Below are 16,119 nucleotides of genomic sequence, written 5' to 3'. Positions count from 1 at the left end.
CCTGCGGCTCAGTTCGGATGGAAAGGTCCGTATCTCACGCGGCTTCGGGACTTGCGACGGACGCCGGCTCTTTCGGTGCGGCGCCGTGCTCGTATGCCTCAAGGAAATCAAGCAACTCGCGCCGATAGCGGTAATAGTTCGGGTGCTCGAGCAACGCCTTGCGCGTGCGCGGTCGCGGAATGTCGACATGCATGATGTGACCGATACGGGCGTTTGGACCGTTGGTCATCATCACCACGCGGTCGGCCAGGAGGATCGCCTCGTCCACGTCATGAGTGACGCATAGCGCCGTCACCTGCGTGCGCGCCCAGACCTCCATCAACACTTCCTGCAGGTCCCAGCGGGTGAGGCTATCGAGCATGCCGAACGGCTCGTCCAGCAGCAGCAGCTTGGGCGAGAGCGCGAATGCGCGCGCAATGCCGACACGTTGACGCATGCCGTTCGACATCGCCACCGCCGGCTTGTCGAGCGAGTCCGCCAGGCCGACACGCTCAAGGTAGTAATCAACGATCTCGTCACGCTCCTGCCGCTTGGCATGCGGGTAGACACGATCGACCCCGAGGGCAACGTTCTCGCGCGCGGTAAGCCAGGGAAACAGTGATGGTGCCTGGAAAACGACCGCACGATCGGGACCGGCGGCCGATACCTCGCGGCCGTCCAGGATGATGCCGCCGAGCGAAACTTCATTCAGGCCTGCCGTCATCGACAGCACCGTGGACTTGCCGCACCCCGAATGGCCGATGACGGTAACGAACTCGCCCTTCCGTACCTTAAGATCGAAATTGTCCACTACGGTGAGCGGCCCCGTCGGCGTGGGATAGATCTTGGAAAGCCGCGAGTACTCGAGATAGCGATCCAGACTGCGCGAGACGGAGGTGGCAGCCCGTTGATAGGCGCTCGGCGGCTTCTCCATTTGCGTGATCGGCACGACGTTGGGCAGTGTGCGTGCCGCGGTTACCGACGACGCCGTCCGCTCGGCCACCGCATCCATCAGGTAGTTGGTGACTGCTTGGCGCAGCCGCTTGAAATTCAGATCCTCATTGATGGAGGAACGCTGGCGCGGACGCGCGATATCGACCGTGAACTCCTTGCCAAGGCTCGCGTTAGGGCCTGGCAGCAGAGGGATAATGCGATCAGCGAGCAGGATCGCCTCGTCGACGTCGTTGGTGATGAGCACCACCGTCCGCTTGTCTCGCGACCAGATGTCGATGATCTCGTCCTGCAGCTTGGCCCGGGTCAACGCATCGAGCGCCGAGAGCGGCTCATCGAGCAGCAGTATCTCCGGACTGGCGGCAAGAGCACGCGCCACCGCCACACGCTGGCGCATGCCGCCCGAGAGCTCGGAAGGCAAGCGTGCGGCGGCGTGCGATAGCCCGACCAGTTCGATGTAGCGGTCGACGCGGACCGCACGATTGGCTCGGCTCTCGCGAGCAAACACCTGATCGACGGCCAGCGCCACGTTACCGCGCACGCTGAGCCATGGCATGAGCGAATAGGATTGGAAAACGACGCCGCGGTCAGGCCCCGGACCGGTCACCGGCCTGCCCTTCAGGGTGATCTCACCGGCGTCGGGTTGCACCAGTCCGGCGATGGCCGAGATCAGCGTCGTCTTGCCGCTTCCGGAAAATCCGACAATGGCGACGAATTCACCCTCGGCGACCTCCAACTCGAGATTGGTAAGGACCTCGCTCCGGTTGGCGCCTGTGCCATAACCTTTGCAAACGCCCTTGAGCGACAAGAACGACATTCCGGCCTCCTCTCATCGCTGACTGGAAAACGTGAAGGCCGACTGCAGCGCGTACATCACGCGATCAAGCAGGAAGCCGATGATGCCGATGGTCAGGACCGCAACAATGATCTTGGCCAGCGACTGCGATGAACCGTTCTGGAACTCGTCCCAGACGAATTTTCCAAGGCCCGGGTTTTGCGCCAGCATCTCGGCCGCTATCAGCACCATCCAGCCGACGCCGAGGGATAGCCGCAGGCCCGTGAAGATCAGCGGCAGCGAACTCGGCAACACCAGCTTGGTGATGGTCCGGCTGGTCGGCAGCTGCAGGACGCGGCCAACGTTCAAAAGGTCTTTGTCGATCGACGCCACGCCAAGCGCAGTATTGATCAATGTCGGCCACAATGAACACAGCATCACCGTGATCGCGGAGACGACAAGGGACTTCGGCAGCGCCTCGGACGGATTGATGTAGAGCGCCGAGACGACCATGGTCACGATCGGCAGCCAGGCCAGCGGAGAGACCGGCTTGAAGATCTGGATCAGCGGATTGAGCGCACTATTCATAGTCTTCGAGAGGCCGCAGAGAATGCCGAGCGGCACCGCGATAAATGTCGCCAGCACGAAGCCCAGCGCTACGGTGAGCAGGCTGGTCACGATCTGGTCAAGATAAGTCGGCCTGCCGGCATAGGTGCGATGCTTCACGTCCTCTGGATGGCCATCGGCCACGGCCTTGGCATTGCGCGCATTCTGCCGCTCGTAGAACGCCGCCTCCTTGGCGCGTTCGGCGACATGGTCGGCGTAAAGATTCTTCATCTGCACCCAGACCTCGGCCGGGCCCGGGATCGCGCCGAGTGACGTCTTGACCTGAGGCGCGGCCCACGCCCACGCTACCAGGAACAGCGCAATGCCGATCAGGGGTACGAACAGTCCTTGCCGCAGTTGCTTCAATTGGGGCTTGACGGTGTCGCCGGCGGCGATGCGCGCCAGGGGCGCCAGCCATCCCAGCCCGAGAATGTTGAGATAGACCTCGGCCGTGTTGATGCGTGCGAAGGTGCGTTCCTTGCGCGCGCGTCTCAATCCCTCTGCTTTGACATCGACGTAGTCGCTGACCAGTGCCATAAGGCTCTATTCCTCGAGGTTAGTTCGTTTCCATTGCGGGTGAGAGGCCGGCTCGTTGCGATCGTCAGCCGTCGACGACCTTGGCGCCATCGATCTTCTGCTTGCCTTTGAGGCCGATCTTCAGGCTGTCGACGTACGCGTTCGGCTTCCGGCCATCGTAGGTGACGTTGTCGAGGAACTGAGATGTCGGGGCGCGGAAGCCGTCGCTGTCCCAGGGGAAGTCCTCCTTCTTCGCCTTGCCATCCGCGACGAGCAGTTTGGCGGCGGCCAGATAGAGGTCGGGGCGGTAGACGCTCTTGGCGATCGCGTGATACCAGGCGTCATCCTTGGCATCTGCAATCTGACCCCAGCGCCGCATCTGGGTGAGATACCAGACAGCGTCGGAGTAGTAGGGATAGGTTGCGAAGTAGCGGAAGAAAACGTTGAAGTCAGGAATTTCGCGCTTGTCGCCCTTCTCGTACTCGAACGTTCCGGTCATTGAGTTGGCGATGACAGCCTTGTCGGCGCCGACATATTCGGACTTCGACAGCAGTTCGACGGCCTTGGTCCGGTTGGCATTGCCGTTCTCATCGAGCCACATCGCGGCGCGAATGAGTGCCTTGGTCAGCGCCAGCGTCGTATTGGGGTATTTCTCGGCGAAGGCGGCGGTGATACCGAACACCTTTTCCGGATTGTCCTTCCAGATCTCATAGTCGGTGATCACGGGTACGCCGATGTCCTTGAACACCGCGGCCTGGTTCCATGGTTCGCCGACGCAGTAGCCGTTAATAGTGCCGGCTTCGAGCGTTGCCGGCATTTGCGGCGGCGGTGTCACCGACAGCAGCGCTTCGGCAGCGATCGTTCCGCTGACATCGTCCGGCGAGTAGTAGCCGGGATGGACGCCACCTGATGCCAGCCAATATCGCAGTTCGTAATTGTGCGTGGAGACCGGGAACACCATGCCCATCTTGAACCGTTTTCCCTCGGCCTTCAGTTTCTCGATCGCCGGACGCAGGGTATCGGCCTTGATAGGGTGAACGGGCTTGCCGCTTGCGTCCTTCGGAATCTGCGGCTTCATCGACGCCCATATCTCCTTGGACACGGTGATGGCGTTGCCGTTGAGGTCCATCGAGAACGGGGTGACGATGTGCGCCTTGGTGCCGAAGCCGATCGTTGCGGCCAATGGCTGACCAGCGAGCATGTGGGCGCCATCGAGTTCGCCGGTGATGACGCGGTCGAGCAGAACCTTCCAGTTGGCCTGCGGCTCCAGCGTGACGATGAGCCCTTCGTCCTCGAAGTAGCCGTTCTCCTTGGCGACCGCCAGAGGTGCCATATCCGTCAACTTGATGAAGCCGAGCTTCAGTTCGTCCTTCTCGGGCTTGAGCGCGGCAGAGCGCGCCCCGCGGGGCGCCAGGGCGAGCGCGGCAGCCACGGTGCCGGCAGCCAGGAATGCGCGGCGGTCAAGCCCCGGAAGCGCCGAGGTCCGCACCATGGCTTTGCCGATTCGTCGGACATGGAGACCGCGCGGCGTTGTCTGATCAGTCGGCTTCGTCATGGAATGTCGTGATCCTTTGCGCCGAGTTGCCGACCGTCGACTTTCATCCCGCTCGGCCATAGCTTCGCGTTCCCGGAAGCCCGGTTTGACGGCGTAACAATTCGGATGATGGGTTTCGAAGGACGGCTTCAATGGCGTCGCGCAAAGTCTATTCAAGCTTCGTGCCAAGCGTCGGCGCGACGGAAAACGTAGCTGTAAGAATTACTTGGGAGACGGATGCCTGGACCGCCAGCTTCCGCACTCCGCATTCAAAATTTGCGATTCGCCCAATTCTTGTGCGACGCACAAGAATTGGGCGACCACTGCGGAACTCCCTAGCTATTTCGCTTGCGGGGCGTGCTGTGGAGGAGATTCCTTCCGCGATCACGTTCTCCGAATATGTGGAGAGAGCCCCCACCCGGCGCTTCGCGCCGACCTCACTGCAAGCGGGAGCCAAGAGCGAGTTTGCGGGATCGACCGGATCAAAATAGCTAACGCTATGCGTCTTCGGCGGCCTTCACGCCGAGCGGTGCCGGCGGCGTTCCCTCGCCGGGCTTGATGCGGAAATCGTAGGTCATAAGGTGCCACGGCTCGCTTGTCTTGGCGCCATCGGGCATCACTGCATCGGTGCGCTTCTCGATCTTGGCGACCAGTTCGTCCTTGACGCCGAACACCACGTCCGAGTCGAGATATTTGTCGCCCTCCATGAAGACGTGGGTGATCAAGGGCTCATAGCCGCGCGCCGCGACCAGGAAATGGATGTGGGCGGGGCGCATCGGATGGCGCCGCGTCTGCATGATCATCTCGCCGACCGGGCCGTCGGTCGGGATCGGATAGCTGCAGGGCAGGATGGTGCGGAAATGAAGACGGCCATCATCGCCGGTGATGAAGCGCGCCCGCGACGAGGGGCCCTGCGTCGCATAGCTCGGCTTCTGTGAATCGTAGAAGCCATCGTCGTCGGCATGCCAGACGTCAACAGGTGCGCCCGCAACCGGCCTGCCGTCGAGATCGGTGACGCGCGCCTGCACGTACAATCGCTCGCCGGGCAGCGTCGCCGAGATATCGGTGCCATGCGGCGTCACCTTGTGCTCGCCGACATAGAACGGACCGAGCACCGTTGTCTCGGTGGCGCCATCGCGATCACGATGGTTGACGGCATCGACCAGCATGGAGACGCCGAGCACGTCTGACAGCAGGATGAACTCCTGGCGGATATCGGTGCACTTGTGACCGGTGCGGGTCAGAAAATCGATCGCATATTCCCATTCCTCGAAGGTGAGATCGGTGCGGCGGACATAGTCGTGCAGCGACTTCACCAATTCCTGAAGCAGGAATTTTGCCCGCGGGCTCGGCGTTTCCTCGAAACTCTGGATGACGGCAGCGGTCAGTTCGGTGTCGTTGAATTGAGGCATTGTTTCCCTCCCTGATATCGCGGCTGGAGTCTACACCCGCCCCCTTGCCGGGGTAAGCGGCCGGTGATTGGAACACCGGACACTTTTCGGCTATCAAGGCGTGCCTCACAACCGGAGAAGAGCGATGCTAGCCCCCACCTCCCCCGAATCCGCCGGCATGTCGCAAGCCGCACTGGACCGCCTCGAGGACCATCTGAAGCGCCACTACATCGAGGCCGGCCGCTTTCCGGGCACACAGCTTCTGGTCTATCGCCGCGGCAAGGTGGTGCATTCGACCGTGCAGGGCTTTGCGGATGTCGAGCGCAAGGTGCCGGTCAAGGACGACACCATCTTTCGCATCTATTCCATGACCAAGCCGATCACCTCGGTCGCCTTCATGATGCTGGTCGAGGAAGGCCGCGTCGCGCTCGACGAGCCCGTCCACAAATATATCCCGGAATGGAAGAACCTCGGCGTGTTCCAGGCCGGCACCGCGCCGGCATTCCTGACCAAGCCGCTGTCACGGCCGATGCTGATCGTTGACCTGCTGCGGCACACATCCGGACTCACCTACGGCTTCCAGCAGCGCTCCAATGTCGATGCCGCCTATCGCGAGAAGAAAATCGGCGAGGTCGTCAAGGCCGGGACGCTCGACAGCATGATCGAGGATCTCGCCAGGATCCCGCTGGAATTCTCGCCGGGCGAGGCATGGAATTATTCGGTTGCCACCGACGTGATCGGCTATCTCGTCGGCAAGATCAGCGGCATCCCGTTCGAGCAGTTCCTGAAGGAGCGCATCTTCAATCCGCTCGGCATGAACGATACCGATTTCTTCGTGCCGGCGGACAAGGCGCATCGTCTGGCGGCCTGCTATTCCGCCGACCCGGAAGGCGGCATGACGCTCCACGCCGCCGAGCGCAAGGGCGGGCTGACGCTGCAGGATGACCCGGCCACCAGCTCATTCCTGTCGCCGCCCTCGCTGATCTCCGGCGGCGGCGGATTGTGCTCGACGACCGCCGACTATCTCACCTTCTGCCGCGCGCTGCTCAATGGCGGCGAGCTCGGCGGCGTGCGGCTGATCGGGCCGAAGACATTGAAGCTGATGACGTCGAACCACCTGCCTGGCAATGTCGACCTGCCGGCGATGTCGCGCTCGCTGTTTTCCGAGGCGGCCTACAACGGCATCGGCTTCGGCCTCGGCTTTGCCGTGACCATGAACCCGGCGCAGACGCTGCTCGCCGGCAGCCCCGGCGAATACAATTGGGGCGGCGCCGCGACCACGTCATTCTGGATCGACCCGGCGGAAGAGCTGATCACGATCTTCATGACGCAGGTGCTGCCGTCAAGCGCCTACCCGCTGCGGCGCGAGCTGCGCACCATGGTCTACGCCGCGATCACCGACAGCAATCTCTGACCTAGAGCATGATGTCATTTGGTTGAATCGGCTTGGTCCGCAAGTTCACCTCTCCCGTGGGGAGAGGTCGCGCCGAAGGCGCGGGTGAGGGGTTGCGGGTCCCTCGATAGAGCAAATCCCCTCACCCGGCGCTACGCGCCGACCTCTCCCTACGGGAGAGGTGAAGAGAAGCAGCGCCCATGGCGGAGACAATTCGACCTCGTCTCCTCATGCTCTAAGAGATTCCGCGGCGCAGATCTCGGCGCCGCGGAATGGATCAAGGCTATTTCAGCATCTCCGGAACGATCAGGCGCGGCAGAAACAGCGACACGTTCGGCCAGATGATGAGCGACGCCAGCACGATCAGCATCGGCAGCAGCATGATCACGGTGTCCTTCACAGCATAGCGCAGCCGTACGCCGGCAACAGCGCAGGCGATCATCAGGCATAGTCCATATGGCGGCGTCACCAGCCCGAACGCCAGCGAGACGATCGAGATGATCGCGAACTGCACCGGATGCAGATCGACGGATCTTGCCAGGGGCTCGAGGACGGTGCCGACGATCACGATTGCCGGTATAGCGTCAAGGAAGCAGCCCACGACAAGAAAGCAGAAGGAGATGAAAAAGCCAGCCGCAATCGGTCCCATGCCCCAGGTCGCGACGTTGGCCAGCAGTTCCTGCGGGATCCTGTAATAGGCGAGCAGCCAGCCGAATGCGCTGGCGGTGCCGACACAGAACAGCGCGACCGCGGCCAGACGCCCGGTATCGAGCAGTGCCTTGTACAATTCCCGCAGCCCAGTCTCGCGGTAGAAGAATGTGGACAGCGCCATGGAATAGAGCACGGCGACACAGGCGGACTCGGTTGCCGTGAACCAGCCGAGCAGAATGCCGCCCACGATGATGAACGGCGTCGTCAATGCCGGCAACGACCGCCAGACGGCGCGTCGGAAATCCGCCCAGCTATTCTTCGGATAGGTCGGATAGCCACGGCGCACCGCATAGACATGCACGGTCAGCATCTGCGCGCCCGCGATCAATAGTCCGGGCACGATGCCCGCCAGATACATGGCCGCGATCGAGGTGGAGATCAGCCCGCCCCACACGATCATCAGGATCGAGGGCGGGATGACGACGGCAAGCACCGCCGAGACCGCCGTAATCGCAATGGAGAAGGAGAGGTCGTACCCCTCCTTGGTCTGGGCATCGATGAAGATTTTCGACTGGCTCGCCGCATCCGCGGTCGAAGAACCCGAGATGCCGGCAAAGAACACCGACAGCACGACGTTGATCTGCGCCAGCGATCCCGGCCAATGTCCAACCATCGAGCGGGAAAGCGCAACCAGCCGGTCCGTGATGCCGCCGATGCTCATCAGGTTCGCGGTCAAGAGGAAAAACGGCACCGCGAGCAGGATGAATGAGTTGTAAGCGTTGAAAGTTTCCTGCGCCAGCGTCATTGCCGACAGGCGCGGCTCGATCAGAAGGACGGGCAGGCAGGCAAGGCCGAGCGCGAAAGCGACCGGCACGCGCACGATCAACAGCGCGACGAAGCAACCAAACAGGATCGAGGCGGCCTGTCCGGCGGAAAGGATGTTTCCGCTCATTGCGCAGCCCCAAACAGGATGCGCGCCTCATCGATAATCTGCTCGCCTGCGAACACGATCCAGGTGGCGCCCGCCACCGGCCAGGCAATGTGAATGAGCCAGAGCGGTAACTCCGCCAGTTCCGACGTCCTGTTCCAGGCAAACTGCGTGAACTCGAACCCCGCCCATACAAACACGAGCGCCAGCCCCAGGATGCCCAGACGCGCAACGATCCGCACCGCGGCCTCGGCCCGCCGCGGCAGGTCCGGCCACACGTCGACCTCGAAATGCAGCGCCTCCCTGACGCCGACCATCGCACCGATCATGATGGTCCAGATGAACAGGAACCGCGCCATCTCCTCGGTCCAGATGTAGGACGGGATGAAGGGGGTGTAACGCGAGATCACCTGCAGCGTGACGGGGACGAGCAGGATGCCGACGCACGCCGCCAGCAGGATCTCCAACAGTTTCGCGTAGCCGGCTGTAACCCGACGCCACAAACTTGGTATGGTTGTCAGCGGCATTCCGGTCATTGGCCCCCGCGTGGTCTTAGTTGTCCCCGTGGCAAGCAATGGGCTTGCCCTGACGTTTCGTTCAATGGCTCTGGCGGCTTACGCGACGTTGATCTTTTCAAAGATGCCTTCGGCACCAATCTCCTTCGCGTAGGTCGCCATCACGGGATCAGCGAGCTTCTTCATGGCGTCGCGCTCCTCGAACGGCACACGCTTGAGCTTGCCTGCTTTCTCCAAGGCATCGAGCTTGACGACTTCTTCGCTCGATTCGAGCTGCCGGCCGAAATCACCGGCCTCCTTGCCGGCCTTGAAGATCGCGTCCTGCAGCTCCTTGGGCAGGGTCTTGAGCGTCTTCACCGAGAAGCAGACCGGCCGGATCGACACGGCGTGCTGCGTCAAGCTGAGGTGCGGCGCGACTTCGTAGAATTTCATCGCCTCGACCCCCGCCGCCTCGTTCTCACCGGCGGCGATCACGCCGTTCTGGATCGCGTTGTAGATCTCGTTATAGGCGATGACCGTCGGGCTCATGCCTGCGGCAGCGAACGTCTTCGACCAGATCGGCGCGCCCTGCACGCGGATCTTGAGGCCTTTGATATCGGCAAGCGTCCGCAGCGGCTTGTTGGCGAATATGTTGCGGACGCCGCCTCCTGCGTAGCCGACGAGAACCACCTCGGCCTTCTTCGCCACTTCGTCGGCGATCGGCGCAAGGATATTCTTTTCGACGACCTTGTTCATGTGCTCGATGCCCTTGAACACGAAGGGAGCATCAATGAACGGCGCGGCCTTGGCGAAGGTCGACATGTGGGCCGGCGAGACGATCGCGTAGTCGACGGCCTTGCCCTGCGACATGTACTCGAAATACTGCTTCTCAAGACCCAGCGACGAGTTCTTGTGCAGCGTAAAATTGATGGGCTTGCCGTAGTATTTCTGCACCAGCTCCTGGAATCGCACCAGCGCCTTGGTGAACGCGTGATCGTCGTTGAACTGCACTGCGCCATTCAGCGAGACAGGCGTTTGAGCTTTGAGAATTGACGGCGTGCCGAATGTGCCGACGACGGCCGTAGCGCCAAGCCCGGCGAGCACGGATCTTCGCTTCATCGTCTCCCTCCCTGTGATGCCCCGCCCCTGTTAACCGGGGGTCGTGGGTGCCGCCGACAAAGCGGCCGCGATCCCGAGCGTATGCAAAAGGACGGAGCGATGGAAGCTGATTTCAAGGCGGCGATCGAACGCCCATTCGGGCCGAGCGCTGCACGGCAGGCGACGATCTCGGCGGGAAATCCCCGCGCCTAGGCCTCGGGATTTTCCGATGCGGCCGCGAGCAACTCGATGGCGAGGCGACGGTCGGCTTCCTGCCCCCATGGGGTCGTCCATGCGCTGACCTATCGCGCTCGATAGCGGCACCGAGACGAGCCGAAATCTCGCTGCGTCCCCGAAGCGAAGACCCTGGCGCGCGCAACCTGCCAGATGTTCCGCCGACTACCCGCTTCGCTCGAACATGCGCCTGCGACGTTTTGGCACGCAAGTTGCTACCAAATGGGCGAAACCTATGGGGAACACGCCATGTCAACCATGACAGCAACGGCCGCCACCGAGACCCGCAAGCCGCTCTACACGTCACTTTTCGTCCAGGTGCTTGCCGCGCTGTTGCTCGGCATCGCGCTCGGCGTAACCGTTCCCGACTTCGCGATCGGGCTGAAGATCTTCAGCGACGCGTTCCTCAAACTGATCTCGATGATCGTGGCGCCGATCGTGTTCTGCGTCGTCGTGCACGGCATTGCCGGCGCCGGCGACCTCAAGAAGGTCGGCCGCGTCGGCGTCAAGGCACTGGTCTATTTCGAGGTGATGACGACGATCGCGCTCGTCGTTGGCCTGCTGCTGGTCTATCTGTTCGGACCCGGCCATGGCATGAACATCGACACCGCAACGCTCGATGCCAAGGCGCTCAATACCTATGCCGATAATGCCCACAAGCTGCAGGGCGGCGGCATCGGCACTTTCCTGCTGAACATCATTCCGACCACTTCCTTCGATGCGCTGTCGCGCAACGACGTGCTGCAGGTCTTGTTCTTCGCGGTGATCTTCGGCATCAGCCTGGCGCTGGTCGGCGGCGAGAAGGGCGAGAAGGTCACCTCGCTGATCGATGCGGTCTCGGCGGTGCTCTTCCGTGCGATGGGGCTGATCGTGCGAGTGGCGCCGCTCGGCGTGCTTGGAGCCGTGGCGTACACGGTCGGCAAATACGGCGCCGGCTCGCTCAAGCAACTGGTGTCGCTGGTCGCGCTGTTCTACGTCTCGGTGGCGATCTTCGTGTTCGGCGTGCTCGGCAGCGTCATGGCCCTGGCCGGCATCAACATCCTCAAATTCCTGGGCTACCTGCGCGAGGAATTGACCATCGTGCTTGCGACCGCCTCTTCGGACGCGGTGCTGCCGCAGATCATGCGCAAGCTGGAGCGACTGGGCGTCAACGACTCCGTCGTCGGGCTCGTGATCCCGACCGGCTATTCGTTCAACCTCGACGCCTTTTCGATCTATCTCACTCTGGCTGTGGTTTTCATCGCACAAGCGACCAACACGCCGCTGTCGTTCGGCGATCTTCTGCTGGTGCTCGGCGTCTCCCTGATCACGTCAAAAGGCGCGCATGGCGTGCCGGGCTCGGCGATCGTGATCCTGGCGGCAACGCTGAACGCCATACCAACCATTCCCGCCATTGGCCTCGTGCTGGTGCTATCGGTCGACTGGTTCATCGGGATGGCCCGCGCGCTCGGCAACCTGATCGGCAACTGCGTTGCAACCGTCGTGGTGGCAGCGTGGGAAGGCGATCTCGACCGCGAAAAAGCGCGCCTCGTGCTCGACGGCGCCGAACTGGTCGACGTGACGGCGGGCTGACAGGAGAGCCCGTCCGAGACGACGGGAGGGATCGAGCTCTGCTACTTGACCAGTTTCAGATAGGGCGGCAGCGGCCTGCCGGAGGCCAGCCTTACTTCCTGCGGCGTCTGCGCCTGCGAGGTCATCAGATCGCACAGCGCCTTGAGCTCGGCGTCAGTCACCTGATGCAGTTCCATCTTGAGTTCGAGGATTGCCAGCGACAGCAAACGAGCCGTTTCCGGACTTGCCTTGTCCGTGAGGAAATCCCTGCACTCCTCTAGCGTCGCAAGCAGCGAGAGCAAACGTTCTTCGGTATGGGCAACCGGCATTTCTTCCGCTCCCGAACTTGCGAGGTAGATCCGCGGCGTTTCAGTTCTTCGCTTCATGAGCCTCTCCCACAAGTGTGCAGGTGGTGGGGCGCGTCAATGAGCGGATGATCCAGAAATTTTGCGAAATTGTCCAGCGGGTGATTGATCCTCTATTTTCGTTCTAATGCCCGGACAGGCGCGCCGCGACGCTGCCTCCCCTGTCATTTTTCGGTGAAGCCAAGCCGTTCGGGGCCCCGTACAAGTACGGGATGTGGAATTACGTATGCAGGGCGAGCTAGTAAGCATGCGTCCAAAATCTGTGTCGATTGAACCCGTAGTAGTTGTGGTTTGTCCAATATTTTGCCAAATGTAGGTTGCGGGATATCACAGGATAGCCCGGGCGTTGACGACTTCAGGTAGTCTGACGGCGCCGGTATCTGGGTATTTCCAAAGCGCGTGGCGTTTGGCTACCATTCGACAATCAGCTTGGAATGCCGTGGTTCGCAACACGAGCTCACGACCCGGACGAAGTTGACACGGAAGTATGGACGAATCCCTGACCAATCTGCGCAGGGCCTCCCGATTTTGAAGGACGGGTAACCAGAATGAACAGATCAGCAGCAAAGAAGATGAAGCAACGCAGTGCCGGCAAGCCCGACATTGAGTTGGGCAAGCGGATTCGCCTGCGGCGTGTGGAGCAAAAGATCTCACAAGCGGAACTGGGCGAAAAGCTCGGCGTCAGCTTTCAGCAGGTCCAGAAGTACGAGAAAGGCGTGAACCGCGTCGGCGCTGCCCGCCTTCAGCAGATCGCTTCCGCGCTCGACGTGCCCGTCACGTTCTTCTATGACGGCGACAACAAGTCTCGCGAAGTCGAAAGCCTCCTGTTCCTGGACAGCGCTTTCAGCCTGAGGTTGCTGCGAGCCTACAGCAAGATCAAGGACCAGACGGTTCAACGTCAATTGGTGTCGTTGATGGAGTCGATCGCCGCGAACGAAGGCTGAGCATTCAGCCCTTCTCCGCGTCGTGGCGAGGACCGCAGCGATCCGCGCAAGCGGGTTGAACCGTGGTGCAGCGCCGCACCGGACCAGGTTGGTTCGGATCGAGGCTCCTGCTGAAGCGCTGCCATTGAGATGGCGGCGCTTTTTGCTTTTGATATCGCCGCTCTTGATATCGCCGCGCTCAATGTGATGCGCAGAGACTCGTCCGTTGCAGCATTGATGCCGAGGGCGACAATTGGTTGCGATCGTCGGAGCCTGAGGCCCTCTTCTTGCGCGTTCGACCTACAGCAGCGCCAGCACCGCCTTGGCGATGTCGGCGGTGCCGTTGCGGCCGCCGAACTCGATCGGCTTGATGCCGTCGGCATAGGCCTTGTCGACGGCGCGCTCGATCCGCTCGCCAGCTTCCGCCGCGCTCTCCAGCCCATGCTTGTCGGCAAGCCAGTCCAGCATCATCGCGGCTGAGAGGATCATCGCGGTCGGATTGGCCTTGCCCTGCCCCATGATATCGGGCGCGGTGCCGTGGCACGGCTGAAACAATTCCAATTTAATACCAATGAAATCAATAAGTTAGCTTGGATTATGCCGGTTCGTTGAATATCAGTCGAATAAACGTCGGCGAACGATGGCGAACGTCCCTCCCGCTGTTTGCTTACCACTAAGAGAAATCCGCCTGCATACAGGCGTGGTATGTAAGGATGGATCGACGTCAAAAGATTACTTTCGCCGAGATGCGCTCGTCCGGTGCTCAGCGTCTGCTGGTCTGCTGCAAGACCACAGGTGCAGCCGCTCGATCACCATGGACGCCGATGGATGGCCGGACAATCTGAGGCTCTCAGACATCGAAGAGTGGTTCGTCTGCCAAGCCTGCGGGAAGCGCGGCGCCGACGTCCGACCGTGGTTCTCTGGGACAGAGGCCGCCAACTGAGGCGGCCTCAATGTTTCGGCTCAAACCTTTGGATCTTTCGCGCGCCGTCCCATCTTTTCCCCGGGCCGGGCTGCCTTTCGTTTGGCATGCGCGCAGATGATCCCACGACTCGGATTTCAGCGCCCCAGCTTGAAACTGGCCGCCGCCGGGACAGTATATTCCGAGCCCGGCGGCGCATCTTTTTGGGACTACCGTCGGCGTTGGTGCCTAACAGAAAGCGGCCGCCAGCGCGAAGCCGGCGGATTTGAAATTCATCCGACTCTTAAATTTTCAGCGGACGTCTTGCCCCTGTTGGTCATTTCTTCGTAGCTCACCTTGGCACCCTCGTTGAGACCGCTCAGTCCCGCTTTTTCGACGGCCGAGATGTGCACGAACACATCCCTGCCGCCGTTGTCGGGTTGAATAAATCCATAGCCCTTGGTTGCATTGAACCACTTCACAATACCCGTTGCCACGTCGGCACTCCGTTTTTAAACCAATGGCGGTAATCTATGATGGCGGCACGGTCCACGGCAAGAAAAACCCGCCCGGGGCACGCGCACAGGCGGGTTGGTTTGGCTCAATTCTGAGCCGATCTAGATCATCATCCGTCTCATGCAGTTCAGCCGCGTCATCGGTCCGACGGAAGACTTCCAAATGTGGAGTGCGAACAGTTACGGCTTCTCGTTCGTGATCAGCAATGAGAGTCGGAGCGGCCCCGGCCTTCATGGACAGCCCGGCTTTGTTGCCTCATGGCGCCTCATCGATCTGAACAGGCCTGCGATCAGAGTCGGCGGTTCGCCGTTCAAGACCTTTGCGGAAGCCGAGAAAGCCTGTGAGGAGATGCTGAAGCACCTGACCGATGACAGGGCGGGATAGTCGGACGGCGCAACCGCCCTGCTAATTTGGTAAAAAAATTTATTCCCTTTCGGAGGCGCCTTTGCGCACGGGGCTGTCCATTGAAGCTCATCCTAAAGTAGCGGCAGTGCTTTCCCGGATATCTGGCTATCACAGCTCAGCATAAGAAGGTATCCAGAGAATGCTCGCGTGCGTACAGGAATTGCGGCTGTGGGGATTTCCATGAACCGACGATTGCTAGTAGAGCAATATTCGTCTGATCTGCTCGAAAAGCTTGTCGAGTTGGAGTGGTTGCGAGAGCAGGTTAGGCAAGCGGAAACGTTGGATCCCCAACAGCTCTTGGCTGACTTCAAAGCTTACCGGAAACAGAGAACGACCAAGGCCAGACAGCCTCGACGGCTAGCATCCTGACCAAGGACGGGGGTCTGGCTGGGCTTGTTCACCGTTCCTCGTCGGGATGCACCCATTTGTAGGGCGTGATCCTCTGCGTCTCCCTCAGCTTGATCATGTGGACCGGCGGCGCGTAGCGGCCCTTCCGGCATGACCGGCATTTCAGCGAGGCCTCCAGCTTCCAGAGCGGCGTGTCGCGCGGCCGGCGGATGGCGTCCAGGGGAAGGCTTGCCCTGGTCTTGCAGCGGTTGCACTCGACCTCAAGCCCAGCCGAGGCCGCCATTAATGCACTGGCCGATCGTCGGCGACGGCTGGGCCGCCCACCATAGTCCTCCATGCGCACGGACCAGGTTTCCGCCTCCGCACGGTCCGACTCCCGGATGGCCTTCTGGGCGGCCTCCCGGGCGGCCTGAGCGCGTATGTCGGCGCCCATGATCCTGCCGCCCCAGATAACCTCGCGCGGTTTCGTGCCCATAGCCGGGCGATTACACCGCCAGCGCGGCCGGTTCGCAATCCACGAGGTTTAGGGGCACCTTGGCGTTCCGTTACCAGTTCTCGGT

Annotated in this window: 13 protein-coding genes and 2 pseudogenes; 4 read left to right on the top strand and 11 right to left on the bottom strand. The window is 61.4% G+C overall.

What is annotated here, in order from left to right:
* Positions 1-34: 34 nt before the first annotated feature.
* From J6497_RS32785 to J6497_RS32770, 4 genes are all read right to left on the bottom strand, one after another.
* Positions 35-1,747 carry an ABC transporter ATP-binding protein gene (locus J6497_RS32785; RefSeq protein ID WP_225708347.1) on the bottom strand — a complete coding sequence of 571 codons (1,713 nt, stop codon included), beginning with the start codon at positions 1,745-1,747 and terminating at the stop codon, positions 35-37.
* Between the two features lie 12 nt (positions 1,748-1,759).
* Positions 1,760-2,848 carry an ABC transporter permease gene (locus J6497_RS32780; protein ID WP_225708346.1) on the bottom strand — a complete coding sequence of 363 codons (1,089 nt, stop codon included), beginning with the start codon at positions 2,846-2,848 and terminating at the stop codon, positions 1,760-1,762.
* Positions 2,849-2,912: 64 nt separating this feature from the next.
* Positions 2,913-4,382 (bottom strand): CmpA/NrtA family ABC transporter substrate-binding protein, encoded by a 1,470-nt coding sequence (locus tag J6497_RS32775; RefSeq protein WP_225708345.1) that lies wholly within the window; start codon positions 4,380-4,382, stop codon positions 2,913-2,915.
* 476 nt (positions 4,383-4,858) lie between these two features.
* The gene (locus J6497_RS32770) at positions 4,859-5,773 is read right to left on the bottom strand and encodes an intradiol ring-cleavage dioxygenase (RefSeq protein ID WP_225708344.1); all 915 of its coding nucleotides are present in this window, start codon (positions 5,771-5,773) and stop codon (positions 4,859-4,861) included.
* A 124-nt stretch (positions 5,774-5,897) separates the two neighbouring features.
* Here J6497_RS32770 and J6497_RS32765 point away from each other — a divergent pair, with 124 nt between their 5' ends.
* Positions 5,898-7,166: a serine hydrolase domain-containing protein gene (locus J6497_RS32765; protein ID WP_225708343.1), complete on the top strand. Its 1,269-nt coding sequence runs from the start codon at positions 5,898-5,900 to the stop codon at positions 7,164-7,166.
* Between the two features lie 262 nt (positions 7,167-7,428).
* Here J6497_RS32765 and J6497_RS32760 read toward each other — a convergent pair whose 3' ends face one another.
* The 3 genes from J6497_RS32760 to J6497_RS32750 all read right to left on the bottom strand — a co-directional run bounded on the left by J6497_RS32760 (position 7,429) and on the right by J6497_RS32750 (position 10,337).
* Positions 7,429-8,748, bottom strand: coding sequence for a TRAP transporter large permease (locus J6497_RS32760; protein WP_225708342.1), 1,320 nt, complete (start codon positions 8,746-8,748; stop codon positions 7,429-7,431).
* Positions 8,745-9,251 (bottom strand): TRAP transporter small permease, encoded by a 507-nt coding sequence (locus tag J6497_RS32755; RefSeq protein ID WP_376708308.1) that lies wholly within the window; start codon positions 9,249-9,251, stop codon positions 8,745-8,747. Before J6497_RS32755 ends, J6497_RS32760 begins: the two co-directional genes overlap by 4 nt.
* A gap of 87 nt (positions 9,252-9,338) precedes the next feature.
* The gene (locus J6497_RS32750) at positions 9,339-10,337 is read right to left on the bottom strand and encodes a TRAP transporter substrate-binding protein (RefSeq protein WP_225708340.1); all 999 of its coding nucleotides are present in this window, start codon (positions 10,335-10,337) and stop codon (positions 9,339-9,341) included.
* A 462-nt stretch (positions 10,338-10,799) separates the two neighbouring features.
* On the opposite strand from J6497_RS32750, the gene dctA reads away from it, so the two are divergent.
* Positions 10,800-12,122, top strand: a complete 1,323-nt coding sequence (dctA, locus tag J6497_RS32745) for a C4-dicarboxylate transporter DctA (protein WP_225708339.1) — start codon at positions 10,800-10,802, stop codon at positions 12,120-12,122.
* A 41-nt stretch (positions 12,123-12,163) separates the two neighbouring features.
* Here dctA and J6497_RS32740 read toward each other — a convergent pair whose 3' ends face one another.
* Positions 12,164-12,487, bottom strand: a complete 324-nt coding sequence (locus tag J6497_RS32740; protein ID WP_225708338.1) for a hypothetical protein — start codon at positions 12,485-12,487, stop codon at positions 12,164-12,166.
* Between the two features lie 527 nt (positions 12,488-13,014).
* Between J6497_RS32740 and J6497_RS32735 the strand changes: the two genes are divergently transcribed.
* On the top strand, positions 13,015-13,410 hold the full coding sequence (locus J6497_RS32735; protein ID WP_130581961.1) for a helix-turn-helix domain-containing protein: 396 nt from the start codon (positions 13,015-13,017) through the stop codon (positions 13,408-13,410).
* Positions 13,411-13,689: 279 nt separating this feature from the next.
* On the opposite strand, the pseudogene J6497_RS32730 reads toward J6497_RS32735, so the two are convergent.
* Positions 13,690-13,962 (bottom strand): annotated as a pseudogene (locus J6497_RS32730) (isocitrate/isopropylmalate family dehydrogenase); the annotation flags it as partial.
* Positions 13,963-14,583: 621 nt separating this feature from the next.
* Positions 14,584-14,787: a cold-shock protein gene (locus J6497_RS32725; RefSeq protein ID WP_225708337.1), complete on the bottom strand. Its 204-nt coding sequence runs from the start codon at positions 14,785-14,787 to the stop codon at positions 14,584-14,586.
* A 181-nt stretch (positions 14,788-14,968) separates the two neighbouring features.
* On the opposite strand from J6497_RS32725, the gene J6497_RS32720 reads away from it, so the two are divergent.
* Complete coding sequence (locus J6497_RS32720; protein WP_312010408.1) at positions 14,969-15,190, top strand: hypothetical protein; 222 nt, start codon at positions 14,969-14,971, stop codon at positions 15,188-15,190.
* Between the two features lie 418 nt (positions 15,191-15,608).
* Here the strand turns inward: J6497_RS32720 and J6497_RS32715 are convergent.
* A pseudogene (locus J6497_RS32715) lies at positions 15,609-16,034 on the bottom strand (hypothetical protein).
* Positions 16,035-16,119: the final 85 nt, after the last annotated feature.

The sequence above is a fragment of the Bradyrhizobium cenepequi genome (assembly GCF_020329485.1).
Lineage (GTDB): Bacteria > Pseudomonadota > Alphaproteobacteria > Rhizobiales > Xanthobacteraceae > Bradyrhizobium > Bradyrhizobium cenepequi.
Note: the sequence above shows the minus strand (reverse complement) of the source record. Positions and strands in the feature narration are given on the sequence as shown.

Bases quoted from the DNA above. Each gene is read 5' to 3' on its own strand.
- J6497_RS32785 (WP_225708347.1), bottom strand. From the start codon at position 1,747: ATGTCGTTCTTGTCGCTCAAGGGCGTTTGCAAAGGTTATGGCACAGGC.
- J6497_RS32780 (WP_225708346.1), bottom strand. From the start codon at position 2,848: ATGGCACTGGTCAGCGACTACGTCGATGTCAAAGCAGAGGGATTGAGA.
- J6497_RS32775 (WP_225708345.1), bottom strand. From the start codon at position 4,382: ATGACGAAGCCGACTGATCAGACAACGCCGCGCGGTCTCCATGTCCGA.
- J6497_RS32770 (WP_225708344.1), bottom strand. From the start codon at position 5,773: ATGCCTCAATTCAACGACACCGAACTGACCGCTGCCGTCATCCAGAGT.
- J6497_RS32765 (WP_225708343.1), top strand. From the start codon at position 5,898: ATGCTAGCCCCCACCTCCCCCGAATCCGCCGGCATGTCGCAAGCCGCA.
- J6497_RS32760 (WP_225708342.1), bottom strand. From the start codon at position 8,748: ATGAGCGGAAACATCCTTTCCGCCGGACAGGCCGCCTCGATCCTGTTT.
- J6497_RS32755 (WP_376708308.1), bottom strand. From the start codon at position 9,251: ATGCCGCTGACAACCATACCAAGTTTGTGGCGTCGGGTTACAGCCGGC.
- J6497_RS32750 (WP_225708340.1), bottom strand. From the start codon at position 10,337: ATGAAGCGAAGATCCGTGCTCGCCGGGCTTGGCGCTACGGCCGTCGTC.
- dctA (WP_225708339.1), top strand. From the start codon at position 10,800: ATGTCAACCATGACAGCAACGGCCGCCACCGAGACCCGCAAGCCGCTC.
- J6497_RS32740 (WP_225708338.1), bottom strand. From the start codon at position 12,487: ATGAAGCGAAGAACTGAAACGCCGCGGATCTACCTCGCAAGTTCGGGA.
- J6497_RS32735 (WP_130581961.1), top strand. From the start codon at position 13,015: ATGAACAGATCAGCAGCAAAGAAGATGAAGCAACGCAGTGCCGGCAAG.
- J6497_RS32720 (WP_312010408.1), top strand. From the start codon at position 14,969: ATGTGGAGTGCGAACAGTTACGGCTTCTCGTTCGTGATCAGCAATGAG.